Here is a 23,119-nt window from a genome sequence, read left to right as displayed (position 1 = left end):
ATGCGGCTCAAGGATAAAATCTGCATCGTCACGGGCTCCGGCCGCGGCATCGGGAAGGCGATCGCCGAAGCCTTCGTGCGCGAAGGCGGCCAGGTTATCGTTGCGGATATCGACATTGCGACGGGTCGTGCGACCGCCGACGCTCTGGGCGACCGGGCAGAGGCGGTCGCGCTCGACGTGACCGATCCGCAAAGCGTGACGGCTTTGGCTGATCATGTACAGGCCGTGCATGGCCGCCTCGACGTTTTGGTCAACAATGCCGGCATCAACGTCTTTCACGAACCGCTAGACACCTCTGATGCAGAGTGGGCGCGCTGCATGTCGGTCGACCTTGAGGGGGTTTGGCGCATGTGCCGGGCGCATTTGCCGCTCATGCTCCGTGCGGGCGGTTCGATCGTCAACATCGCCTCGTCGCACAGCTTCACCATCATCCCCGGGACGTTCCCCTATCCTGTCGCCAAGCACGGGCTTTTGGGCCTGACACGTTCTCTGGGCATCGAATATGCGCGGCACAAGGTGCGCGTGAACGCGATTTCGCCCGGTTATGTGGAAACCCAGCTTGCCGTCGAGTACTGGGAAAGTTTTGATGACCCCTCTGCAGCCCGTCAGCAGACGTACGACTTGCACCCGCCCGGTCGGATCTGCACCCCCGGCGAAGTCGCCATGGCAGCCGTATTCCTGGCCAGCGACGAGGCCCCCTTCATCAACGCAGAAAACATTGTGATCGATGGCGGGCGTTCTGTACTCTACCACGAATAAGTCTGCCGGGCCGGCCTGCGAGGGAAAACGTTTGGACATCGTCGAGAAGAAACTGGTCAAGCCGCGAGTGCACAAGACCGTGGTCAAACAACTGGCCCAGCGCATTCTCAACCGGGAATGGAAACCGGGGACGGCCCTGCCCACCGAACCCGAACTGTGCGAAGAGCTCAATGTCAGCCGCAGCGCTCTGCGCGAGGCGATCAAGGTACTGGGCAGCAAAGGGCTGGTTACGACACGTCCGCGCGTGGGTACGGTCATTCAGCCCAATGATGACTGGAATCTGCTCGATGAAGACCTTCTGCGCTGGTCCATGGACTTGGCGCCCAGCCCGCAACTGGTGTTAAGCCTGATCGAGGCACGCCAGGTTATCGAGCCGGCCGCCGCCCGCTTTGCAGCCAGCCGCGCCTCAGCCCAGGATATCGAGCCGCTCGAACGCGCCTATGCCGACATGGCACGCTACAAGGACGCGCAGGATTTCGCCGCCTTCAATCAGGCGGATATCGACTTCCACAAGGCCTTGCTGCGGGCGAGCGGCAATGTGGTCTTTCATCAGCTGGCCAACATCATCGGCGCGGCGCTGGCCTATTCCTTCCGGCTGACCATCGAACGCGCTCGCGAACCGGGTGCCTCCCTCCCCAATCACGGTGAGGTCATCGAACGTATCCGGGCCCGCGATACCGAGGGCGCTTACGCGTCGATGTCCCGGCTTCTCAATATTGCGATAGTCGATCTGGGTCTTAGTGCCGGACGCTAGACGCCCCCAGGTAGACCACTGTGAAGATTGCGCTGCTTGTGTATGTCGCGCAGCCCGCGAGCCGTACCCGGATGCTTAAAAGCCTGCACGCTGGAAGACACCGGCGTTGAGAACCCTGCCACGCAATGACATCCAAGCGATCCGCGCGCCATGTGACCGTTCGGATACCTCGCCGCAAGTCGCCGCCCCCTAGCCCTGCGACCGTTTGAGCGGCGGCCCATTGACTCAGGAATCCCGCATTGCTAACCATGACACCGATGTCATGACATCGGTGTCTTGTACGATCCAGAAAGTTCGACCCGAAAAACGGTCGGCACGCTGGGAGGAGAAAGAATGGCCACGATTTACGACGTCGCAAAAGCGGCGGGCGTTTCTCCGAAAACGGTGAGCCGGGTGCTCAACGGAGATGCCCCGGTCAATCAGAAGACGCGAGACGCCGTGCTGAAGGCTATCGGCGACCTCAACTATATCCCTTCCAGCGCAGCGCGCACCATGCGCTCGCAACGCTCCGGTCTCGTCGGCATGATCACGGGAGCCATTTCGACAGGCCCGGAGTGGTCCTCTCCTGCCGGGCTGCCGGAAATTTTTATCGTCCAGGGTGCACAGCGGCTTCTCGCCGAGTATGGCAAGACGCTGCTCATTTCCGATACCGGTGGACGCGCCGATCGCGTGCCCAACCTCATCCAGACCTTTCTCGAGCACCGTGTCGAGGGGCTGATCTATGTGGCCGAGTATCATCAGAAGGTCTCGCTGCCCGTCATCGGGCGCAACACCCCAATCGTTCTCGCCAACTGCTTCGACGATGCAGGCACCCCGGCCGTGGTTCCCGACGACATGGGCGGGCAACGTACGCTCGTTCAGGCCCTGATTGACGACGGCCACGAGCGCATCGGCTTTCTGACGTTGCCCGACTCGCTCATCGCCCGGGATCTCCGCGTCGAGGGGTACAAGTCCGCTCTCGAGGAAAACGGTATCCGCTTCGATCCCGACCTCGTCGTCAGCGCTGCGCTGGCCGATCCGGCCCATGAATTCGACCGGCTCTGGGACTCTGTCGATCGCATCCTCCGGCTCAAGGACCGGCCGACGGCACTCTGCTGCGGCAACGACAAGATGGCGATGCAGGTCTACCGCATTCTCCATGAGCGCGGGCTCTCAATCCCCGATGATATCAGCGTCGTTGGCTACGACGATTATCGCATCATTTCCGAACACGTTTACCCGAGCCTGAGCACGATCGACCTGCCCTACGGCACGATCGGGATCCGCACCGCCGAAACGCTGTTGCGCCTCATGGATGGCGCGGCACGGACTGGCAAGGCGCCGGTGGATACGGTCTCGGGACCCTTAGTTTGGCGGAATTCCGTCAAAAAGCGCGACCGCAAGGTCACAAGCATCACACAGTGGAGGAGCTAAACCATGAAACCTATTCGAACCGCAGCCAGCGCATTGGCAATTGCGCTCGCCGTACCCGGCACCGCATTTGCTCAAACCGAATTGAGCCTTTGGTATCACGGCGCCGGCAACGACGTTGAACGTTCGATCCTTGTCGGGATCATCGAGGACTTCAACGCCTCTCAGGACGACTGGGCAGTCGTGCTCGAAGAGTTCCCGCAGGCGGCCTACAACGACTCTGTCGTTGCCGCCGCCGTTTCGGGTAACCTTCCCGACATCATCGATGTCGACGGCCCGGTTATGCCGAACTGGGCATGGGCGGGCTATATGCAGCCGCTGCAGCTTTCCGAAGGCGCGCTCGATGGCTTCCTTCCCGGAGCGATCGGTGAATACAATGGCGAGGTCTATTCGGTCGGCCTGTGGGATGCGGCCGTTGCCATGTATGCGCGTCGCTCGACGCTGGAGGAACACGGCATCCGCATCCCCACGCTCGACGCGCCCTGGACCCGCGACGAGTTCGACGACATCCTCGAAACGCTGCAGGCTTCCGGCGAGTTTGAATATGCCCTCGATCTGGGCATGGCCGACCAGGGCGAATGGTACCCCTATGCTTTCGCCCCCTTCCTTTGGAGCTTTGGCGGCGGCATTGTCGACCGCGAAACCTACCAGACGGCCGAAGGCGTGCTGAATGGGGACGAAGCCATAGCATTCGGCGAATGGTGGCAGTCGCTTTTCGACCGCGAACTGGTTCCGGGCACCAGCCAGGACATGGCCGACCGCGAGATCGGCTTCATCGAGGGCGACTATGCCCTGCAATGGAATGGCAATTGGTTCGGTATTCGCACGCTTGAGGCAGTCGGAGACGATCTATTGTTCCTCCCCGCACCGGATTTCGGTAACGGCCCGAAGATTGGCGGCGCCTCCTGGCAGTTCGGCGTATCCTCGACATCCGAGCACCCCGAGGGCGCGAGCGCGTTCATCGAGTTTGCGATCCAGGACGAGTATCTGGCAGCCTTCTCTGACGGCATCGGCCTGATCCCGGCCACTGCGGAAGCCGCTGCGATGACCGAGAACTATTCCGAAGGCGGACCGCTCGAGGTCTTCTTCGGGCTGTCCGAAGCCCAAGCGATGCTGCGTCCGGTGACGCCGGGCTATGTCTTCCAGGCGCTCGAGTTCCGCAAGGCGCTGTCGGACATCGCAAACGGTGCCGACGTCATCGACACGCTCGACGCGGCAACTGACGCGATCAATGACGATATCGAGCGGAACAACGGGTACGCGACCGCCCAATAGGGCTTCCCGTGCCAGTCCCGCATGGCCGCATGCGGGACTGGCGCCTTCCCGGAACGTTAGGACTTCGCGCTATGAGTTCCCCTGGCCCACAGAAATCGCTGCAACGTCATCCGCTTGCCGGATGGCTGATGATCGCCCCGGCAGTCGTCCTGATTGCGACCTTCCTTGTCGCCCCTTTTGTTCTGGCGTTCGGCTACTCGTTCACTAACCAACGCCTGATTTCGCCCAACCCAACCGAGTTCGTTGGGATGCGGAACTTCGAGCAGCTCTTGGGCATCGGCGTCCTGACCTTGTCACCCGAAGTCGATGAAGCCGGAAGCCCGGTCCGCGACGACGATGGGGCGCTACAATACCCCCGGGTGCGCGATTACACGCGCAATAACCCCGACTATCCACACCTCGAGGGCATGCGCGAATGGTTCGGTTGGAATTGGGGGAATGACCGCGTGCTCGTTCTCGCGCGCGATCTCGTGTTCATGAAGGCGCTGACCAATACGCTCATCTTCGTCGCTGTCGTCGCGCCGGTCCAGTCCGCTCTCGCGCTTCTTTTGGCGTTGATGATCAATCAGAAACTGCGTGGGATAAACGTCTTCCGAACGATCTATTTCATGCCCGTCGTGGTGTCGATCGTCGTCGTCTCACTGCTTTGGCGATTTATCTATGACGGGCGCAACGGGCTTTTGAACAACCTGCTCGAATTTCTCAGTTTCGGGCTGTTTCAGCCGATAGACTGGCTGGGCAATCCCGATACTGCGCTATGGGCGATCATCGCCATGTCGATCTGGCAGGCCGTCGGCTTCCACATGGTCATTTGGCTTTCGGGTCTGCAGACCATTCCCGTGTCGCTCTACGAGGCCGCGGAAATCGAAGGCGCAAATGCGTGGCAGAAATTCCGCTTCGTGACCTGGCCCGGGCTGCGCAACACGGCAGTCCTGATCCTCGTCGTCATCACGATGCAGGCCTTTGCACTGTTCGCGCAGGTTGACGTGATGACCGACGGCGGACCGGTGGATTCCACACAGGTGCTCGTCTTCCAAGCCGTTCAACGCGGCTACGAGCAGCAGAACATCGCAGGCGGTTCGGCGATCTCGGTGATCCTGTTCCTGATCGTCCTCGCGATTTCGATCACCCAACGCTATCTCACCCGGGAGCGCACATAATGGCTGCCGTTACCGAAACCAATCACGCATTGAAACTGACAGGCCGCTACGCCCTGCTCGTGGCCGTCGCGCTGATCTTCGTTCTGCCGATCCTGTTCATGGTCGTGTCGTCGCTCAAGCCCGACAGGCAGCTTTTGAGCGACACCTCGTCTTTCGCCGCATTCCTGCCGGTGGGCGACATCTCGGTTGGCAACTATTTCGCTGCATTCGACCGCGCGCCCGTCGGGCTCTTCATCTTCAACTCGGTGTTCATCACGGTCGTTACCGTCGTGATCTCGCTCTTCCTGTGCTCGCTGGCCGCGTTCGCGTTTGCCTATCTCGAGTTCCGCGGCAAGAACATCGTGCTTTCGGTCATCATCGCGACCCTCATCATTCCGTTCGAAACCATCGCCATTCCTATGCTGATGGTCGTCAACTCGCTGCCCTGGATTGGCGCGGAGGGGCTTCAGTGGGGCTGGCTCAACACTTACCACGTGCAGATCGTGCCGTTCCTTGCCGATGCGCTAACGATTTTTCTCTTCGTTCAGTATTTCAAAGACTTACCCAAGGAACTGATCGAGGCGGCCCGGCTCGATGGTGCGACCTGGTTCGAGGTCTATCGCCTCGTGATCGTGCCAATCGCCGGTCCGGTGTTCGCGACCGCAGCGATCCTCAAATTCCTCATCATGTACAACCAGTATCTCTGGCCTCTCATGGTCACGCAATCCGAGCAGTTCCGCCCTGTGATGGTCGGCCTGCAGTACTTCTTCCAGCTCAATACGGCGTGGGGGGAAGTGATGGCATATCTCTCGATGATCACCATTCCGGTGCTGGTTTTCTACCTCGTGCTCCAGCGCGCCTTCATCGCCTCGATTGCCTCGACGGGCATCAAGGGCTGACCCGAGAACCACGACAAGAAAGACGACTACAAATGGCCCTTGCTCTCGACAATCACTGGATCTGGGACTTCTGGCTCGCCAGGAACGGCCCGGACTGGCACATCTATTTCCTCAAGGCCGACGCGTCGCTCGGCGATCCCGAACTGCGCCACCGCAACGTCACCCAAGGCCATGCGATCAGCACCGACCTTGTCAATTGGGACTACAAGGGCACGTGTTTTGCTCCCTCGAAAGGTCCTGCGTTCGACGACTGGACCACTTGGACCGGTTCCGTGGTCCAGGGCGACGATGGCGTCTGGCATCTCTTTTATACCGGCACGCCGCACGCCCAAGAGGGCATGCACCAGCGCATCGGGCATGCCACCTCGACCGACATGCATTCCTGGGAGCGCGTCGGCGACGGACTGGCCCTCGATATTTCCGGCCCCGACTACGAGGAATATACGCCTGGCCATTGGCACGACCGCGCCATGCGGGACCCTTGGGTCATACGCAATCCCAACGGCGCAGGCTGGCTAATGTTTTTCACCGCGCGCGTACCCGGTACCGACGAGCCGAACGCGGGCGGATCGATCGGCTTTGCCACGTCGCCCGATCTTTATGACTGGACCCTGCAGCCCCCGGTCTATCGCGGCGGGACGTTCGGGCAGATGGAAGTCCCCCAGGTCTTCGAGCACAATGGCAAATGGTACTGTATCTTCTGCACCGCGGCCGAACACTGGTCCGAAGCCTACAAAGCCCTCAACCCACAGGCGCCCGTTACCGGGACCCACTACCTCATTGCCGATGACCCGCTCGGCCCCTGGGAGGTTGCGCCCGGCGCGTTTCTCGACGGCGCGTATCCGTGTCGGCGCTACGCCGGCAAAATCGTTGAAAAGGATGGCGCCCTTTTCCTCATGGGGTTCATCCATACCCGTGAGAACGAACCGTTCGTCGGCAGGGTATCCGATCCCATCCCGGTTTCGGTCGACGAACAGGGATATCTTCACGCCCACCCTGAACGGGTAGCGGCTGGCGCCGACATCTAGGAGGAGACGATGGCCGGTCTGGAATTCAAGGATATCCGCAAAAGCTACGGCAATGTCGAGGTCATCAAAGGTGTCGACCTCTCCATCGAACACGGCGAATTCGTCGTCTTCGTGGGGCCGTCAGGCTGCGGGAAATCGACGCTCTTGCGCATGATCGCCGGGCTCGAGGACATCACTGACGGTGACCTTTTCATCGGCGACAAGCGCGTCAACACGGTCCAGCCGCGCGATCGCGGCGTCGCTATGGTGTTCCAGTCCTATGCGCTTTATCCGCACATGACTGTCTACGATAATGTCGGGTTCGGTCTGAGGCTCAACAAGACACCCAAGGATGAGCGCGACGCGAAAATCCGCGAGGCCGCGCGCATTCTGCAGATGGAAAACCTGCTCGATCGGCGCCCCGCCCAGCTCTCGGGTGGGCAGCGCCAACGCGTCGCGATCGGCCGCGCGATTGTGCGAAATCCCGACGTCTTCTTGTTCGACGAGCCGCTTTCGAACCTCGATGCCGCCTTGCGCGGTTCGATGCGCATGGAGATTTCCAAGCTGCACCAGCAGCTCGATGCCACCATGATCTACGTGACGCACGATCAGGTCGAAGCGATGACGCTCGCAGACAAGATCGTCGTGCTCAACGCCGGGGTCGTGCAGCAGATCGGCTCGCCGCTGGAGCTTTACAATTACCCCGCCAATCTTTTCGTCGCCGGTTTCATCGGGTCGCCTCAGATGAACCTGCTTCCGGTGACGGTTGAGGCGGTCGATGAACGAACGGTCACAGTCGCCAGTTCGGATGTCCCGAGCACGCGCATTCCCGTTGCGAGCGCGAGGGGCATCAGGGGCGGAGACAGCATAACTTTGGGCCTGCGCCCGCATTTGCTCGCCCACTCAGAGGTCGGGGGCATCACCGGCAAGGTCCTCCTTGTCGAGCACCTCGGCAATGAAACGATCGCAAATTTCGCCCTCAACTCCGGCGAGCAACTTGTCGCCGCCCTGCCCGGGAGCGCTGAGTTGAGCAATGGAGTTACCTTGTCGCTAGGCTTCGACGTCGCGGACGCGCGCCTCTTCGGAACGGATGGAACCGCCATTCCCGTTGCCGACCGGCCTTTCCGCTAGGCCGACACCGGCTCGCCCAGCCCGACGCGCCTTGCGATATCCTTGAGCGTGCGCAGGCCCATCGACTGGTAGTGCATCGGGTCGCGCACGGCGCTGTCCTGCTCGGCCTCGATCACGACCCACCCGGAATATCCGTTCTCGGCGGCAATCTGGAGCACCGGTTCGAATTCGACGCAGCCCTCCTCGTCACCGGGCACAGTGAACGCTCCGCGACGGACGCCTTCGAGGAACGACAGGTTCTGGTCGCGCACCTCACGCATGACGTCGGGGCGGATGTTCTTGCAGTGGATGTGCGTGACACGGTCCATGTATTTGCGGGCGATCTCTGCCGGATCGGCACCGCCGAAATAGGCGTGGCCGGTATCGAGCAACAGACGGGTGTGCGGACCGGCCATCTGCATGAACCGGTCGATATCCTCGCCGCTCTCGATGATCGAGCCCATGTGGTGGTGGTAGCCCATGGTCACGCCCTGGCGCTGCGCGTATTCCGAGAGCGCCTCATACCCTTGCGAGAACCGGTCCCACTCCGCATCGGTCATGACGGGCCGGTCGTTGACCGCAACCTTGTCGTTGCCATGAACTGTGTTGGAGCATTCGCAGGCGTTGATGTGATCGCCACCCGCGGCCTTGAGCATGTCGATAAAGGCCTGAAGGTTCTTCTTTTCGGTTTCGATGTCGTTGACCAGGATATTGGTCGAATGCCATCCACCGACGAAGCGTAACCCGTAAGCTCCCAGCGCCGCCTTGAGGGCTTCGCCCTCGCCCGGCATCTTGTGGCCTTTTTCAATCCCGTCAAAACCGATCGTCCGGCAGTCGGACAGGCAGTCGTCGAGCGAGAGATGGTCGCCGATGCTCCAGTCATCGTCGTTGGACCAGGCGATCGGGTTGGTGCCGAACAGGATCATTCAGGGGCTTCCTCAGTCGAAAGGGCGCGGGCTTTTCCGCTCTCAATATAGAGTTCGCAGGGCTTTTCAAGACGGTGGCAGCGGCCGTGTGCGAGCCAGGGAATTGCACAAAGGCCCCAAGCGGTTTGCCCCGAAACAAGCAAATGCGCCGCCCGGCTTCAGTGATCGGTAGGATTTGTCATTTATGCTGGTGAATTGACAGGGCGCCAAGGAGGGCTGCCTGTGCCGTCGCGGGAAGAGGACCGACTGAAAAAACTGCCGATGATATATCGCCATTCTTCGGGCCGAGGTGAGCTATGACCGATTCAAAGGTTCGGCCGTCCCTTGCCGGCCAGGGAACGGCTATTCTGGATCACTTCATCAAAGATCCTGAACTTATGGCCGAAGCCGAACGCCTGCTGTCCGGCCGAACGCGCGATATCTGGCTCAAAGGCAAACTTGCGCAGGCTTTTCGCAAACGCTCCTCGCGCCAGACCACCAAGGTCATACGCTCCTGGATGATCTGGGTCGCCGTGCTGAACCTTGTGACGCTGCTCCTCAACATGGTTTTGCTTCCATACGATGTTGCGGTTGCGATGCTGGCTCCCGGCGCGCTCATTTTTCCCGCGGCTATCGGGGTTGCTCTGGTCTGGCGCAAGCCATTTCCGGAGTTGGTCCTGGATAGTGTGCTCGCCGCAGGCATGCTGCTTATTCTCCTATCGGTATGCCTGGTCGCAGTCGCCGCAGGCGAAGCACTGACCGAGCGTTATCTCAACATTATGCTCTTCGTGGCGGTTACGGGGATTATTATTTTCAATGTCCCGTACTTGATGACCAAAGGCCTCGCACTTGCGGCGCTTTGCCTATACCTGGCGTTCCAACTCCAGATTCCGGGCATAGAGATCAAAAGCACACTGTCGGGCTTTTTCTTTTTCGCGTCTGGCGTCGGCGCCACGGTGGTTGCGCGCCGGACGATGACGGTTCTTGCGCAGAAATCATTCCTGCTCGAATTGCGCGACCGGCGGAACATGTTCGAACTCGCCGAGTCGAACCGGCGCCTCGAGCAGATCGCCAAGATCGACGCTTTGACCGGTGTCGCGAACCGGCACTGGATGCGCGAAAAGCTCGATGCGCTGTGGCGACAGGGCGATCGCGTTGCGCTGCTCATGTGCGACATCGACGACTTCAAGGCGCTCAACGACCATCTGGGTCATTTGGAAGGCGACAGGTGTCTTGCCGATGTGGCGAAGATCATCGAGGGGAGTGTCCGAGCGGACCTGGATAGCGTCGCGCGGTATGGCGGGGAGGAGTTCCTCGTGCTGCTGCCCGGGGTGACCGAAACCGAGGCGATGGCTACGGCGGAGCGCATCCGTCGTCGCGTCATGGCGGCGAAGCTTCCCAATCCCGGGTCGCGCGTTTCGGCGGTTGTCACGTTGAGTGTCGGTGTGGCCGTGGGAAGCACGCGCGGAGGTGCGCTTACGGCCGAGGAACTGCAAACGCAGGCGGATACGGCGCTTTATTTTGCCAAGCGCGCCGGGCGGAACCAGGTGCAATTGTGGGATCCGGAGGCACAGGACGAGGCCTACAGGGTCGAGCGATTGGCCTAGATTTCCACGCTGACGACAATGGCAAAATCGTGGGGCGGTCAGGTCTTTGCGCTTGAGGATTCCCCCGTGCGCGGGGCCGGACGGCTTATGACGTACAGCGCACAGCCGGCCATGACGATGGCGACGATGACACCCATGATGACATCGGGCTGCGCGCCTATGAAAAAGAGCACATAGCCAAGCGCGATGCCGAGACAGGCGAGGACCTTCGCGCGGCGCGGCACCGCGCCCTGCTCCTGCCAGACGCGCAATGTTGGGCCGAAGCGGGGATGCTCGAGCAGCCAGCGCTCGAGCCGCGGCGAGGAGCGGCCGAAAAACCAGGCGGCGAGGATGAGAAATATGGTCGAGGGCATAACCGGGAGAAATGCGCCGATTATGCCGAGCGCGACCATGAGGAGGCCCAGCAGCAGAAAAATCGCACGCCGGCTCTGGTTGAGGCGATACCGCAGACCGGCGCCAGGCGTGGAGCGGGTGGCGGGGCCATTTCCGGCGTGCCTGTCCGGACGGATGGTTTCGTCCGCCTTCTCATTGCCGTCCATTGCCGCTAATCCCAAACCGAATGCCTGCGCCCCAAGCTCTCCCCCAATATAGGTATGCCTGCGGGTCATGCACCCACCGGCTGGAGAAAAGATGAGGGTGCCCTTCAGCAGCGCCGGTTCCGCGACGCCGAGCGGACACTTGACAAAACTGCTTCAAGATATATCTTGACATAATCCAAAACCAGGAGCCTGACGTATGGCATTCGACGAATATGGACGCGATCCGCATCATCGCAGGCCGCGCCGGGGGCTGCATCACGAGGGACGGGGCGACGGCGACCCACGGTCCGGCATGGGCCGGCGCAGAGGCAAGATCTTTGACGCAAAAGAACTGCAGCTGGTGCTGCTTTCGCTGATCGCAGAAGCGCCGCGGCACGGCTATGAACTGATCCGCGACATCGAGGAGCGCACCAACGGCGCCTACGCGCCAAGCCCGGGCATGGTCTATCCCACCCTCACCCTGCTTGCGGATATGGGCCACGCCGAGGAGGCGGAGACTTCCGGAGCGCGGAAGACGTTCGCGGCGACCGAGGCGGGCAAAGCCGTGCTTGCCGAAGAAGCCGAGCAACTGGGCGCCCTCATGGACCGGCTTTCGATGCTGGCAGAGCGCACGGAGCGCGTCGATGCCGCCCCCGTCCGGCGCGCGATCGGCAACCTCAGGAGCGCCATCCGCGGCCGGCTGTCGCGCGAAGGCGTTACGGAAGATACAATCTTCGCCGTCGCGCAGCTTATCGACGAGGCCGCCGGCAAGATCGAACGGCTCAAGTGAACCGGCGGTCCGGTCAGGCGTCTCGGTTCCCCGCCACGACGGCGGCACGCGGCATGCCCGACAGGATTTCGGGACCGTCGGCGCGCAGGATCACGATGTCCTCAAGCCGGATTCCGAATTTCCCGGGCAGATAGATGCCCGGCTCTATCGAAAACACCATTCCCTCTTCGAGTACCGTCTCCGAGGTACCGGTGATGTAGGGCGGCTCGTGAACGTCGAGCCCGAGGCCGTGGCCGGTGCGGTGGAGGAAATACGCGCCGTATCCGGCCTTTGCGATGACGTCCCTGGCCGCCCTATCCACATCGCTGGCCCGTACGCCGGGCCTTGCGGCAGCAAGGGCGGCCTGCACGGCGCTCTCGAGGACAGTGTGGACGTCGGCAAACCCTTCCGGCGCACTCCCGAGATAGCCGACGCGCGTCATGTCGCTGGGATAGCCGTCGATCCGGCCGCCGGTATCGATAAGCACCGCATCGCCCGGCGCGAGCTTGGTGTCGCCGACCGCGTGATGCGGGAACGCGCCGTTCGCGCCAAAGCAGACACTGGTGAATTCGGGGGCCGCGCCCTGGGCCTTGTAGTAATCCCGGACGATCGTGGCGATCTCGCGCTCGGTGACGCCGGGGCGCAAGGCTTCGAAGCCCGCGCGCATGGCAGCATCGTTCAGGAGCGCGCTCTTTTTGAGCGCATCGTATTCGGACGTGTCCTTGCGCGCCCGGAGTGCCCCCACCGTATCGACGGTGAAACGCCGTCGCGCACCCGGGAGCGCGTCGAGCAGAAGAAGCGCGAAATCGGCGCGCATGGTTTCGTCGATGACGACGCTCGGCGAGCCGTCGATATTTGCTGCCTGCAGAAGGCGTGCGAGAGCCGCGTCGGGACCTTCGGCATCGTCCCAGGTCTCGAACGGCAGATCGGTGGCGGTGCGGGCGGCGTCGGCATTGAGCGCGGGCATCAGAAAGCCTGCATGGTCCTGGCTCACCAGCAGCAGGACGGGGCGCTCGTCGCCGTGAGGGGAGACGCCCGAGAGCCAGATCATGTGGCTTGAGGGACCAAGCGCAACAAGGTCCGTGCCGGTTGCCTTCATGGTCGCGCGCAGGCGGTCGAGGCGGTCGGAATAGGCACTCATGGGATCAATCCTTCAATGGAACGATAAAAGCCGCCCCGAAGGGCGGCTTTCCGTTTTGGCCGGATACGACGTTTATTCGCCGTCCTTGGTGACGAGGCGATAGAACACGAAGTCCGAGGTTGCCCCGTTCACATAGCCCTCGACATCGTCGTCCATGGCGACCTGATAGGCGGCCTGGAACATGATGACGATGGGCGAATTCTCCTGCACCCGCTCCTGCAGTTCGAGATACATCTGGTTGCGGGTTTCGGGATCGGATTCGGCAAGGGCGGCCATGGTCATTTCGTTCATGTCGTCGGGCACGGCCCAGGCGTTCCGCCAGGTGGTGGTAGCCTGATAGTTGTCGTCCGAATTATCCGAATTATAGGCGAACGCCTTGGCGTTCGAGTGCGGGTCCATAAAGTCCGGGCCCCAATAGAGCAGCATGGCTTCGTGGGTGCGGTCGCGGTATTTCGTGATCACCTGCGCGCCGGTGCCCGGGATGATCTCGAAGTTGATGCCGGCTTCCGCGAAGGTCGCCTGCAGCGATTGCGCCATGTCGGTGAAGGGGGCGGCGTTGATGACGTCGAGGGTGACGTCGATCGGCGTTTCGATGCCCGCCTCTTTGAGGATTTCCTCGGCCCGCGCGGGGTCGTAGGTGAAGGGCGTGTCGGTCAGCGCGCCAGGGAAACCCTCGGGCCAGAACGCCTGGTGGATCTCCATCTGCCCGTTGAGGAACGTGCTCGTCATCCCCTCATAGTCGACGAGATAGCGCGAGGCTTCCCAGAGGGCCTCGGGTTGCAGTTCCTCGCTCTTCTGGTTGAACGAGAGGAAGTGCACGGCGGCCTGCGGGAAGGTCTCGACCTTGATGTCGTCGCTATCGATCGAGGCGATCTGGTCGGGGGTGAGGTTGCGTGCCATGTCGACGTCGCCGGATTCGAGCAGAAGCTGCTGGGTCGCGGCTTCGGCGACGTGCCGGATGATCACGCTTTCGACGTTGGGGCCATCCTTGAAGTAATCGGGATTGGCGTTCAGGCGAATGATCTCGGCGGGGCGGTAGTCGGCGAGGACGAAGGGCCCCGAGCCCGCCGAGTTGGAGTTGAGCCAGGCGTTGCCCATGTCGCCGTCGACCGCGTTAGCCATGACAGTCACCTCATCAACGATCGATGCGGGACGCGCGGCGATGACGTTGAGAACGAAGTTCGACGAGAAGTCGCCGTCATAGCGGACGGTTACGGTGTTGTCGCCCTCGACCGTCACCATCTCCTCAATGTTCTCGGGCGTCCAGCCCAGCTGGGCGAGGATGAAGGCCGGGGTGAGGTTCAGATCGATGACGCGCTTGAACGAGAAAACGACGTCTTCGGGGCGCACAGGGTTGCCCGAGTGGAATGTCGCGCCATCGCGCAGGGTGAAGGTGATCGCCTTGTTTTCCTCGTCGATCTCCCATTCGGTCGCGAGGCCCGGCGCGAGGGCGGTTGTATCCTCGGCGTCGTACTGGACGAGCCGGTCATAGACATTGGTAACGAGTTCACCGGAGGTGAATTCGTAAGCCTGCGCGGGGTCGATGGCGACAATGTCGTCGATGTTCTGGGCGACCACGAGCACGCCCGGAGGCGTTTCGGCCAGGCCGGCGGCGGGGGCCACGGCCACGCTCAGCGCCGTAGCCAGAAGGGCAGCTCTCAAGAGCTTCATGACTGTTTCTCCTTGGACTTGGGTTTGACGTTCGTTTTCGTTGCGGCCGGCTTGGCGCCGGACTGGTTATCTTTCGATCCGTTGCGGTTGGGGCGGGCCGTCGAGCGCAGCATCGCCAGGGTTCCGGTCCACAAAAGCCGCGTCGGATTATCGGTATGATTGGCCCAGGCGTGGGGCAGATTCCCCCGGAAATGGAGGCTGTCGCCGGTGCGCATGACCATCTCTTCGCCCGCGAGCCACTGGGTGAGCTCGCCCTCGAGGACATAGATGATCTCCTCGCCCTCATGGCTCACGGTTTCCGAGCGGTAGCCGGGCGGCACGGTCATGAGGAAGGACGAGAGCGTGTTGCCGGGGAATTCCGCACCCAGCCGCTCATAGACGATCGAGGACCCGTCGACGGAAAAGCGCGGGCGTTCGCCGGCGCGGGTATGGGCCTGGGTGGGGTTCGGCGCGGCGATGAAATAATCGACGCCCACTTCCAGCGCGCGGGCGATCTGCGCGAGCGTTCCCAGCGAGGGGGTCGCGTGGTCGCGCTCGAGCTGGCTGAGATAGCCCACCGACAGTTGCGCCGCGTCCCCGAGCTGTTGCAGCGTGAGATGCTGCTTCTTGCGCAGGGCACGAATGAGCGCCCCGACTTTCGGCTGGCTGTGGGTATCCGCCGCTGCGGCTTTTTGTTGGCCCACTTTCGCTCCTCATCAAAATTTTTTTGATGTAAGCAAATTTTTTTGTATGATCCAAGAGGAAATATGACAAAAACGTGTCCGGGCGAACCGCCGCCCGGAAGCGGCAAGCCATTGCTGTAAAAGGGGAAACCGACGCAGTGTCCTTCGAGCCGACGACAGAACCCGCAAGCGCCACGCCTGCGCTCCCCGGACAGAAGGGGCGCCGTGCGCTCAAGACAGCAGGGTCGTTCGTCTGGTTCGTGGTAACCATCGCCCTCACCTTTCTGGGGCTTCTGGCGATAACCTTCTTCATCGGCCGGGTTATCCCCATCGACCCGGTGCTCGCGGTTGTCGGCGACCGCGCGACGCCGGCGGTTTACGAGGCCGCGCGGATCGAGATGGGGCTCGACCGTCCCCTGCCCGTCCAGTTCCTCGACTATGTCACGGACGTTCTGACAGGCGATTTCGGGATGTCGGTCTCGACCGGGCGTCCGGTGATCTCCGACCTCGCGCGCGTTTTCCCCGCCACGCTCGAAATGGCGACCATCGGCATTCTGATGGGCATCGCGATCGGGGTTCCCATGGGCGTCGTGGCGGCGGCGCGGCAAGGCAGCTGGGTCGACCAGACGATCCGCGTCTTCGGGCTTTTAGGCTATTCGGTGCCGGCGTTCTGGCTCGGGCTCGTCGGGCTGGCGGTCTTTTATGCGCGCCTGCGCTGGGCAAGCGGGCCGGGGCGGCTCGACATCTTTTATGACGGGCTCGTCCCACCCGTCACCGGGCTGATGCTTGTCGATACGCTGATTGCCGGGGATTACGACATCTTCTGGAACGCGCTCGACCACCTCATCCTCCCCGCATCGGTACTGGGGTTCTTCTCTCTCGCCTATATCGCGCGCATGACGCGATCGTTCATGCTCGACCAGCTCAGCCAGGAGTTCGTCACCACCGCGCGGGTCAAGGGCGTGCCCGAGCGCGTCGTCATCTGGCGGCACGCGTTCTACCCGATCCGCATACAGCTCATTACCGTGATCGGGCTTTCCTACGCGGCGCTGCTTGAGGGTTCGGTGATGGTCGAGACGGTCTTTTCCTGGCCGGGGATCGGCAACTACCTCACAACGGCACTTCTCAACGCGGACATGAACGCCGTGCTCGGCGCGACGCTGGTGATCGGCGCGGTGTTCATATTCATCAACAAGATCTCGGACGTGCTCTATCGCGTCCTCGACCCGAGGGCCCGCTGATGGCATCCGCACGCGCCTGGCTTCTCGCCGACTCCCCCACCTCGCGGCTTCAGGCCAATCTTGGCCGGCTTTACCGCATCACCGGCATGCTATTGCGCAACCCGCTGGCAGCGGTGGGCGCGGCCATCGTTCTGGCGCTTGTCCTGACGGCGATCTTCGCGCCGTGGATCGCGCCTTATTCGCCGGTCGGCCAGTCGCTGCAGGACCGGCTGTTGCCGCCCAGCGCCGAGCACTTGATGGGCACGGACGAGCTGGGCCGCGACATCTATTCACGCGTTATCTACGGCTCGCAGATCACATTGACCATCGTGTTGCTCGTCGCGGTCATCGCGGCGCCGGTGGGGCTGGTGATCGGTGCGATAGCGGGGTATTTCGGCGGCTGGATCGACCGGGCCCTGATGGGGATCACCGACATCTTCCTCTCTATGCCCAAGCTCATCCTCGCGCTCGCCTTTGTCGCGGCGCTCGGGCCGGGGATCAACAACGCGATTATCGCGATTGCCATCACGGCGTGGCCGGCTTACGCGCGCATTTCGCGGGCGGAAACGCTCACGTTCCGCAATTCGGAGTTTATCGATGCGGTGCGGCTGCAAGGCGGTTCGCCGGCGCGGATCATCGTGCGGCATGTGCTGCCCTTGTGCACCTCCTCGATGATCATCCGGGTGACGCTCGATATGGCGGGGATCATTTTGACGGCGGCGGGGCTCGGGTTCATCGGGCTGGGCGCCCAGCCGCCGCTGCCCGAATGGGGCGCGATGATCTCGCGGGGGCGAACGTTCATTCTCGACCAGTGGTGGGTCGCGACGATGCCGGGCTTTGCGATCATCCTCGTGAGCCTCGGGTTCTGCTTTCTAGGCGACGGGCTGCGCGATGTGCTCGATCCCAAGCAGGGAGACAAGGGATGAGCCGGCCGCTTCTGGACGTTCAGAACCTCCGGGTCTCGTTTCCGACGCCGCATGGCCGGGTCGAGGTGGTCAAGGGGATATCGTTTACCGTCGGGCGCGAGCGGCTGGGGATTGTCGGGGAGTCCGGGTCGGGCAAGTCGATGACCGGGCGGTCTGTCCTAAAGCTCATCCGCGCGCCGGGACGGGTGACCGCCGACAGGCTGGATTTCGACGGCATCGATATTCTGAGCCGGTCGGAAAAACAGATGCGCGCGATACGGGGCGCGCGGATCTCGATGGTGATGCAGGACCCGAAATTCTCGCTCAATCCGGTGATTACGGTGGGGGACCAGATCGCGGAGGCGCTGAAGTTTCACACAAGGCTGCCGGGCAGTGAAATCCGGGCGCGCGTGCTTTCGATGCTCGAGGCGGTGCGGATCAACGATCCCGGGCGGGTTGCGGGGCTTTATCCGCACGAGGTTTCGGGCGGCATGGGGCAGCGCATCATGATCGCGATGATGCTCATTCCCGAGCCGGACCTTTTGATCGCGGACGAGCCGACGTCGGCGCTCGACGTTTCGGTACAGGCGCAGGTGCTCGACATTATCGACGATCTGATCAGATCCAAGGGCATGGGGCTTATGCTCATCAGCCACGACCTCAACCTCGTGGCGCGCTATTGCGACCGGATCGTCGTGATGAACGCCGGGGAGATCGTGGAGACCTGCGTTGCGAGCGAATTGCACAACGCGACGCATCCTTATACGCGCGGGCTGCTGGCGGCGATGCCGACAATCGACGAGAGCCGCGAGGAACTGCCGGTTCTCGACCGGGCAAGCTGGGGCGGCACATGAGCGCGATCACGCTGAAAGACCTCGCCATTTCCTATGGCGACACGCAGATCACCGAAGGGGTGAGCCTCGAGATTGCGGAGGGCGAGAGCTTTGCGCTTGTGGGGGAAAGCGGGTCGGGGAAAACGACGGTGCTGCGCGCGATTGCGGGGCTTGCGCCGGAATGGACCGGGAGCATCTCGGTCTTCGATACGCCGCGCAGCCATGGGATCGACAATGCGGTGGTGCGGACGTGCCAGATGGTGTTCCAGGATCCGTACGGCTCGATCCATCCGCGCAAGACCATCGATGCGACGCTGGCCGAACCGCTTGCCATTCACGGGATTGGCGACCGGGGCAACCGGGTGGAGGCGATGCTTGAAGCGGTGGGGCTCGACCGGCGGTTCCGGTTCCGGTATCCGCACCAGCTTTCGGGCGGGCAGCGCCAGCGGGTGGCGATTGCGCGGGCGTTGATGCTGGAGCCCAGGATCCTGCTGCTCGATGAGCCCACATCGGCGCTCGATGTTTCGATCCAGGCTGAAATCCTCAATCTTTTGAAGCGCCTGCGGCGCGAGCAAAACCTCACCTATTTGATGGTGACGCACAATCTGCCCGTGGTTTCGTTCATGTGCGACCGGCTGGCGGTGATGCGTCACGGGCGGATTGTCGAGACCGCGACGGTGGAGATGCTCAAGACCGGCGCATTCAAAGACCCCTACTCCCGCGAGCTTTTCGCCGCGTCGGGCGGACCAACGCCCGTTCTTGCCAGTTAGGATAGACCGAAATGACCTACCCAGACGTCGCCGCGCCGCTGCGCGCCTTCGATACCGCCATTGCCAAAGCCAGCAGCGATGATGCGGTTTTTGCCGCGCTGCACGGGCTTGCCGATGCTGTTGCCGGGGCGAAGCTTTTTACCGTGATGACGGTGGATATGCCGGCCGGTCTGGCGCGGCGTGCCTATACGAGCGACACGGTGAACTATCCCGGCGCGGGCACCAAGCCGATCGTCCATAATTCCTGGTTCGACGTGGTGCACAAGGAGCGCCGGACGTTCGTTGCCAATACGATCGATGCGATTGCCGATGTGTTTCCCGATTACGCGCTTATCGACTCGCTGGGGTGCCAGTCGGTGGTCAATTTGCCGGTGGTGCTGGGCGACGAGCTGGTGGCGACGGTCAATATGCTCGATGTCGAGGGGCACTATACGCCTGAGCGCGTCGCAGCGATCGAGACCTATCTTTCGGTACCCGCCAAGCTGGCGTGCCTTTTGACGCGACGGCCGCTGACTTAGCTCCCCTCCGCGGTCCGCGGCTCGACGCTGGTGCCGTCGGCGATTTCAGGACCGGGAGCAAAAGCAACGCCAGCGTCGCGGCAAAGCTGCTCGAATGCTATACGCTCGCCCGCCGACGCACGGTGCCAGGCAGCAAGCGCGTTCTGTTCGCCTGCGCTGGCGACAGCGCAGGCACGAGACGAATTAGCCCCGCCTCTCCGGGCCGAGCCTCTCGGGGCGTTCAGGCGTTGACGCCCGCATCTATGGCGATCGATGCCCCGGTGATGTTGGCCCCGCCCTTGCCTGCAAGGTGGACGACCATCGCCGCGATGTCCCCGGGCGCGCAGTAGCGGCCCAGCGGGATGATGCTGCGGCCTTCGTCGGCGAAGGGACCGTCGGCAGGGTTCATGTCGGTATCGGTCGAACCGGGATCGATGGTGTTGACGGTGATGCCGCGCGGCCCCAGATCGCGCGCCAGCCCCTTGGTGAACCCGATCAAGGCCGATTTGCTCATCGAATAGAGCGAGAAGCCCGGTCCGGGCGCGTGCCGGGCCAGGGACGAGCCAATCGAGATGATCCGCCCGCCGTCTGCCATGCGCCGTGCCGCCGCCTGGGAGGCGAGGAACACGCCATTGACGTGGGTGCCGAGCATGCGTTCGACGTCCTCGCGGGTAAATTCCTCGACCGGCGCGAGCTTGAAGATACCCGCGTTGTTCACGAGGATGTCGAGCCGCCCGAAGGCGTCCGCCGTCGCGTTGACGGCATCGACGATCTGGTCGGGGTCCGCGCTATCGGCCCGGATGGCCCTGCCCCGCCGGCCCAGGGCCTCGATCTGCGCTATGACGGCCTCCGCCTTTTGCGCGGAATTGAGGTAGGTGACCGCCACGTCGGCACCCCGCTCCGCGAGGGCCAGCGCGGTTGCCGCACCCATGCCGCGGCTGCCACCGGTCACCAGTGCGACCCGGCCTGAAAGATCGTTCATTGCCATGCTCCATTTTTGTACCTGTCGGTACACAATGACTAGCGGGCTTGCACAACCGGGTCAAGCGATTTATTTACTGGCCGGTACAAAAGGAAACGTAGATGGTAGACCGCGGCCGTCCGAGAAGCTTTGACAGGGAAAAAGCGCTTCGCAGCGCGATGATATTATTCTGGCGCTATGGCTATGAGGGGGCCTCGCTGGGGGATCTGACAGAGGCGATGGGCATCAACAGGCCCAGCCTTTATGCAGCCTTCGGGTCTAAAGAGGCGCTGTTCCGCGAGGCGATCGGGCTTTACGACAGCACCGTCGGTGCGCCGATCGAAGCGGCGCTGGCGTCCGAACCGACGGCGCGCGCCTCAATCGAGGCGGTGCTGCGCTACAACGCGCAGTCCTGCACCGGGGCCGATACGCCGCGCGGGTGCATGATCGTCATGGCTTCGCTGTTGGGGACAGCCGAGAACGAAGAGATTCGCGCCTTCCTTTCGGAAACCCGCCGGTCGGGGGAAGAACACATGCGGCTCCGGATCGAGCGGGGCATCGCGGAGGGCGACGTGCCCGCCGGTGCGGACGCGGCGAAGATGGCGCAGTTTTATACGACCGTCAGCCAGGGCCTCTCGGTTCAGGCCGTCGACGGAGCGTCGTGCGCCGCGCTCAACGCCGTCGTCGACGGGGCGATGGCGGCGTGGGACGCGCTGGCGGCGCCGGCGGCGGGATGAGCCTTAGCGGATACTGTCGTAGCCGCCCTTGATGCCGTCCTTGGAATAGACGACCTGCCAGAGGTGAATCCAGCGCGCCCGGAAGATGGCCGCGCAGCACTGCAGGTAGTAGCGCCACATGCGCCCGAAGCGATCCCCGTAGGCGTCCCGAAGCTCGGGCCAGGCCTTGTCGAAATTGGAAAGCCAGGCCATCAGGGTCTTGTCGTAGTCGGGCCCGAAATTGTGCCAGTCTTCCATGACGAGCTTGCCCTCGACGGCCGTCGTCACCTGCTTGGGCGAGGGCAGCATGCCGTTGGGGAAGACGTATTTCTCGATCCAGGGATCGCCCGAACGGCGCGAGAGCGTGCCGCCGATGGTGTGCAGGAGGAAAAGCCCGTCATCGGTCAGAAGATCGCGCACCTTGGCGAAATAGGGCGCGTAGTTCTTGTAGCCCACATGCTCGAACATGCCGATCGATACGATGCGGTCGAACTGTCCATCGAGGTCCATGTAGTCCATGAGCCGGGTTTCAATCGGCAGGTTGCCGCGGGTGTCGTTGGCGTAGCGCGCCTGCTCCTTGGAGACAGTAATGCCGATGCCTTTGACGCCGTAGCGCTCGGCGGCGAATTTGAGGAAGCCGCCCCAGCCCGAGCCGATATCGAGCACGGTCTGGCCCTCCTTGAGCCCGATCTTGCGGCAGATGAGGTCGAGCTTGGCTTCCTGCGCGTCGGCGAGATTGTCCGCTTCGCGCCAGTAGCCGCACGAATAGATCATGCGCGGATCGAGCATGCGGGCATAGAGGTCGTTGCCGATGTCGTAGTGCTTTTCGCCGACCTCGCGCGCACGGGCACGCTGGGGGTTGAATATGATCGCCTTGAGCGTCAGCAGCGCCAGGCCGGGGTCGATCTTGACCTTGGACGGCAGATCGGACGTCAGGACGCGGTAGAGGAACTGGTCGACCGACTCGCAATCCCACCAGCCGTCCATATAGGCTTCGCCCAACCCGAGGGAGCCTTGCGTCATGACGCGCGAATAAAGGCGCTCGTCATGCACCTGAATGTCCCAGGGTCTGTCGCCGCCGATGGTAATGTCGGCCTGCCGAAGCAAGTCGGTGATGAAGCTTTTGAATCTGGATGACATGGAAAAATGTTTTAAGAATTGCCCCCGCGCGGTCGCGCGTTCCATGCCTATTTCAAGTTGATTTTCCCCAACTTGTCCAGACCCGTGATTGGGCATGGTCCTCATGGCTCGGGAACCGTTGCGGGACCGGGACCGTATTCGTCTTCGAACTCAGCGCTTTCGAGGATCTCGATCAGTTCGGCAACTTTGCCGGTGGGCATGTGCGCGCCGTCGTTGACGAACGCCTCGTCGGCGTTCACCCAGAAAAGTGCCCGCGCGAGCTCTTGGGCCGACGCACCGACGGAGAGAATTTCGGTGGCCATCTGGTCGTCGACCGGCCCGAGGATCGTTTCCATTTCGCTGCGTGTGATCGACATTGCGCACCCCTTACGCACATAGCTAACCGCTATTCCAACGTTCGAAGTGCGCATTTGGTTGCGTGTTTTCAACCCTCTGGTCCCGATCCGGTTTT

Annotated in this window: 24 protein-coding genes; 16 read left to right on the top strand and 8 right to left on the bottom strand. The window is 62.4% G+C overall.

Annotated features, from left to right (window positions below; genetic code table 11):
* From LSG43_RS06580 to LSG43_RS06545, 8 genes are all read left to right on the top strand, one after another.
* Nucleotides 1–759 carry an SDR family oxidoreductase gene (locus LSG43_RS06580; protein ID WP_231802239.1) on the top strand — a complete coding sequence of 253 codons (759 nt, stop codon included), beginning with the start codon at nucleotides 1–3 and terminating at the stop codon, nucleotides 757–759.
* 31 nt (nucleotides 760–790) lie between these two features.
* Complete coding sequence (locus LSG43_RS06575) at nucleotides 791–1,513, top strand: FadR/GntR family transcriptional regulator (RefSeq protein WP_231802237.1); 723 nt, start codon at nucleotides 791–793, stop codon at nucleotides 1,511–1,513.
* Between the two features lie 333 nt (nucleotides 1,514–1,846).
* A complete protein-coding gene (locus LSG43_RS06570) occupies nucleotides 1,847–2,926 on the top strand; it encodes a LacI family DNA-binding transcriptional regulator (protein WP_231802235.1) in 1,080 nt (359 codons plus the stop codon).
* Between the two features lie 3 nt (nucleotides 2,927–2,929).
* On the top strand, nucleotides 2,930–4,198 hold the full coding sequence (locus tag LSG43_RS06565; RefSeq protein WP_231802233.1) for a sugar ABC transporter substrate-binding protein: 1,269 nt from the start codon (nucleotides 2,930–2,932) through the stop codon (nucleotides 4,196–4,198).
* Nucleotides 4,199–4,269: 71 nt separating this feature from the next.
* Nucleotides 4,270–5,358 carry a carbohydrate ABC transporter permease gene (locus LSG43_RS06560; protein WP_231802231.1) on the top strand — a complete coding sequence of 363 codons (1,089 nt, stop codon included), beginning with the start codon at nucleotides 4,270–4,272 and terminating at the stop codon, nucleotides 5,356–5,358.
* Entirely contained in the window at nucleotides 5,358–6,236 is an 879-nt protein-coding gene (locus tag LSG43_RS06555) for a carbohydrate ABC transporter permease (protein ID WP_231802229.1), read from the top strand. The genes LSG43_RS06560 and LSG43_RS06555 overlap by 1 nt, the downstream gene beginning before the upstream one ends.
* A 32-nt stretch (nucleotides 6,237–6,268) precedes the next feature.
* Nucleotides 6,269–7,264: a glycoside hydrolase family protein gene (locus LSG43_RS06550; RefSeq protein WP_231802227.1), complete on the top strand. Its 996-nt coding sequence runs from the start codon at nucleotides 6,269–6,271 to the stop codon at nucleotides 7,262–7,264.
* A gap of 9 nt (nucleotides 7,265–7,273) precedes the next feature.
* Complete coding sequence (locus tag LSG43_RS06545) at nucleotides 7,274–8,374, top strand: ABC transporter ATP-binding protein (RefSeq protein ID WP_231802225.1); 1,101 nt, start codon at nucleotides 7,274–7,276, stop codon at nucleotides 8,372–8,374.
* Here LSG43_RS06545 and iolE read toward each other — a convergent pair.
* The gene (iolE, locus tag LSG43_RS06540; RefSeq protein ID WP_231802223.1) at nucleotides 8,371–9,279 is read right to left on the bottom strand and encodes a myo-inosose-2 dehydratase; all 909 of its coding nucleotides are present in this window, start codon (nucleotides 9,277–9,279) and stop codon (nucleotides 8,371–8,373) included. The two genes, LSG43_RS06545 and iolE, sit on opposite strands and share 4 nt — an antisense overlap.
* Nucleotides 9,280–9,656: 377 nt before the next feature.
* Here iolE and LSG43_RS06535 point away from each other — a divergent pair, with 377 nt between their 5' ends.
* Nucleotides 9,657–10,865, top strand: a complete 1,209-nt coding sequence (locus LSG43_RS06535) for a GGDEF domain-containing protein (protein ID WP_439652014.1) — start codon at nucleotides 9,657–9,659, stop codon at nucleotides 10,863–10,865.
* Nucleotides 10,866–10,903: 38 nt separating this feature from the next.
* Here the strand turns inward: LSG43_RS06535 and LSG43_RS06530 are convergent, their stop codons facing one another.
* Nucleotides 10,904–11,404 carry a YbaN family protein gene (locus LSG43_RS06530; protein WP_231802219.1) on the bottom strand — a complete coding sequence of 167 codons (501 nt, stop codon included), beginning with the start codon at nucleotides 11,402–11,404 and terminating at the stop codon, nucleotides 10,904–10,906.
* Between the two features lie 196 nt (nucleotides 11,405–11,600).
* On the opposite strand from LSG43_RS06530, the gene LSG43_RS06525 reads away from it, so the two are divergent.
* Complete coding sequence (locus tag LSG43_RS06525; RefSeq protein WP_231802217.1) at nucleotides 11,601–12,173, top strand: PadR family transcriptional regulator; 573 nt, start codon at nucleotides 11,601–11,603, stop codon at nucleotides 12,171–12,173.
* Nucleotides 12,174–12,186: 13 nt separating this feature from the next.
* Here the strand turns inward: LSG43_RS06525 and LSG43_RS06520 are convergent, their stop codons facing one another.
* The 3 genes from LSG43_RS06520 to LSG43_RS06510 form a co-directional block, all read right to left on the bottom strand.
* Nucleotides 12,187–13,293: a M24 family metallopeptidase gene (locus LSG43_RS06520; RefSeq protein WP_231802215.1), complete on the bottom strand. Its 1,107-nt coding sequence runs from the start codon at nucleotides 13,291–13,293 to the stop codon at nucleotides 12,187–12,189.
* Nucleotides 13,294–13,365: 72 nt separating this feature from the next.
* On the bottom strand, nucleotides 13,366–14,964 hold the full coding sequence (locus tag LSG43_RS06515) for an ABC transporter substrate-binding protein (protein WP_231802213.1): 1,599 nt from the start codon (nucleotides 14,962–14,964) through the stop codon (nucleotides 13,366–13,368).
* Nucleotides 14,961–15,647 carry a helix-turn-helix domain-containing protein gene (locus tag LSG43_RS06510; RefSeq protein WP_231802211.1) on the bottom strand — a complete coding sequence of 229 codons (687 nt, stop codon included), beginning with the start codon at nucleotides 15,645–15,647 and terminating at the stop codon, nucleotides 14,961–14,963. The genes LSG43_RS06515 and LSG43_RS06510 overlap by 4 nt, the downstream gene beginning before the upstream one ends.
* Nucleotides 15,648–15,784: 137 nt before the next feature.
* On the opposite strand from LSG43_RS06510, the gene LSG43_RS06505 reads away from it, so the two are divergent.
* The 5 genes from LSG43_RS06505 to LSG43_RS06485 are packed head-to-tail and all read left to right on the top strand — an operon-like array spanning nucleotide 15,785 to nucleotide 19,872.
* Nucleotides 15,785–16,867 (top strand): ABC transporter permease, encoded by a 1,083-nt coding sequence (locus LSG43_RS06505; protein ID WP_439652005.1) that lies wholly within the window; start codon nucleotides 15,785–15,787, stop codon nucleotides 16,865–16,867.
* Nucleotides 16,867–17,772, top strand: coding sequence for an ABC transporter permease (locus LSG43_RS06500; RefSeq protein ID WP_231802209.1), 906 nt, complete (start codon nucleotides 16,867–16,869; stop codon nucleotides 17,770–17,772). Before LSG43_RS06505 ends, LSG43_RS06500 begins: the two co-directional genes overlap by 1 nt.
* Nucleotides 17,769–18,605: an ABC transporter ATP-binding protein gene (locus LSG43_RS06495; RefSeq protein WP_231802207.1), complete on the top strand. Its 837-nt coding sequence runs from the start codon at nucleotides 17,769–17,771 to the stop codon at nucleotides 18,603–18,605. Before LSG43_RS06500 ends, LSG43_RS06495 begins: the two co-directional genes overlap by 4 nt.
* Complete coding sequence (locus LSG43_RS06490; RefSeq protein WP_231802205.1) at nucleotides 18,602–19,354, top strand: ABC transporter ATP-binding protein; 753 nt, start codon at nucleotides 18,602–18,604, stop codon at nucleotides 19,352–19,354. The genes LSG43_RS06495 and LSG43_RS06490 overlap by 4 nt, the downstream gene beginning before the upstream one ends.
* Nucleotides 19,355–19,365: 11 nt before the next feature.
* On the top strand, nucleotides 19,366–19,872 hold the full coding sequence (locus tag LSG43_RS06485) for a GAF domain-containing protein (RefSeq protein WP_231802203.1): 507 nt from the start codon (nucleotides 19,366–19,368) through the stop codon (nucleotides 19,870–19,872).
* Nucleotides 19,873–20,092: 220 nt separating this feature from the next.
* Here LSG43_RS06485 and LSG43_RS06480 read toward each other — a convergent pair whose 3' ends face one another.
* Nucleotides 20,093–20,839: an SDR family NAD(P)-dependent oxidoreductase gene (locus LSG43_RS06480; RefSeq protein ID WP_439652004.1), complete on the bottom strand. Its 747-nt coding sequence runs from the start codon at nucleotides 20,837–20,839 to the stop codon at nucleotides 20,093–20,095.
* Between the two features lie 95 nt (nucleotides 20,840–20,934).
* Here LSG43_RS06480 and LSG43_RS06475 point away from each other — a divergent pair, with 95 nt between their 5' ends.
* The gene (locus LSG43_RS06475; protein WP_231802199.1) at nucleotides 20,935–21,549 is read left to right on the top strand and encodes a TetR/AcrR family transcriptional regulator; all 615 of its coding nucleotides are present in this window, start codon (nucleotides 20,935–20,937) and stop codon (nucleotides 21,547–21,549) included.
* Nucleotides 21,550–21,552: 3 nt separating this feature from the next.
* Here the strand turns inward: LSG43_RS06475 and cfa are convergent, their stop codons facing one another.
* The gene (cfa, locus tag LSG43_RS06470; protein ID WP_231802197.1) at nucleotides 21,553–22,668 is read right to left on the bottom strand and encodes a cyclopropane fatty acyl phospholipid synthase; all 1,116 of its coding nucleotides are present in this window, start codon (nucleotides 22,666–22,668) and stop codon (nucleotides 21,553–21,555) included.
* 101 nt (nucleotides 22,669–22,769) lie between these two features.
* Nucleotides 22,770–23,024: a hypothetical protein gene (locus LSG43_RS06465; protein WP_231802195.1), complete on the bottom strand. Its 255-nt coding sequence runs from the start codon at nucleotides 23,022–23,024 to the stop codon at nucleotides 22,770–22,772.
* Nucleotides 23,025–23,119: the final 95 nt, after the last annotated feature.

The organism is Pelagibacterium xiamenense, from assembly GCF_021166475.1.
Taxonomy (GTDB): domain Bacteria; phylum Pseudomonadota; class Alphaproteobacteria; order Rhizobiales; family Devosiaceae; genus Pelagibacterium; species Pelagibacterium xiamenense.
This window is presented reverse-complemented; position numbering and strand designations above follow the sequence as displayed.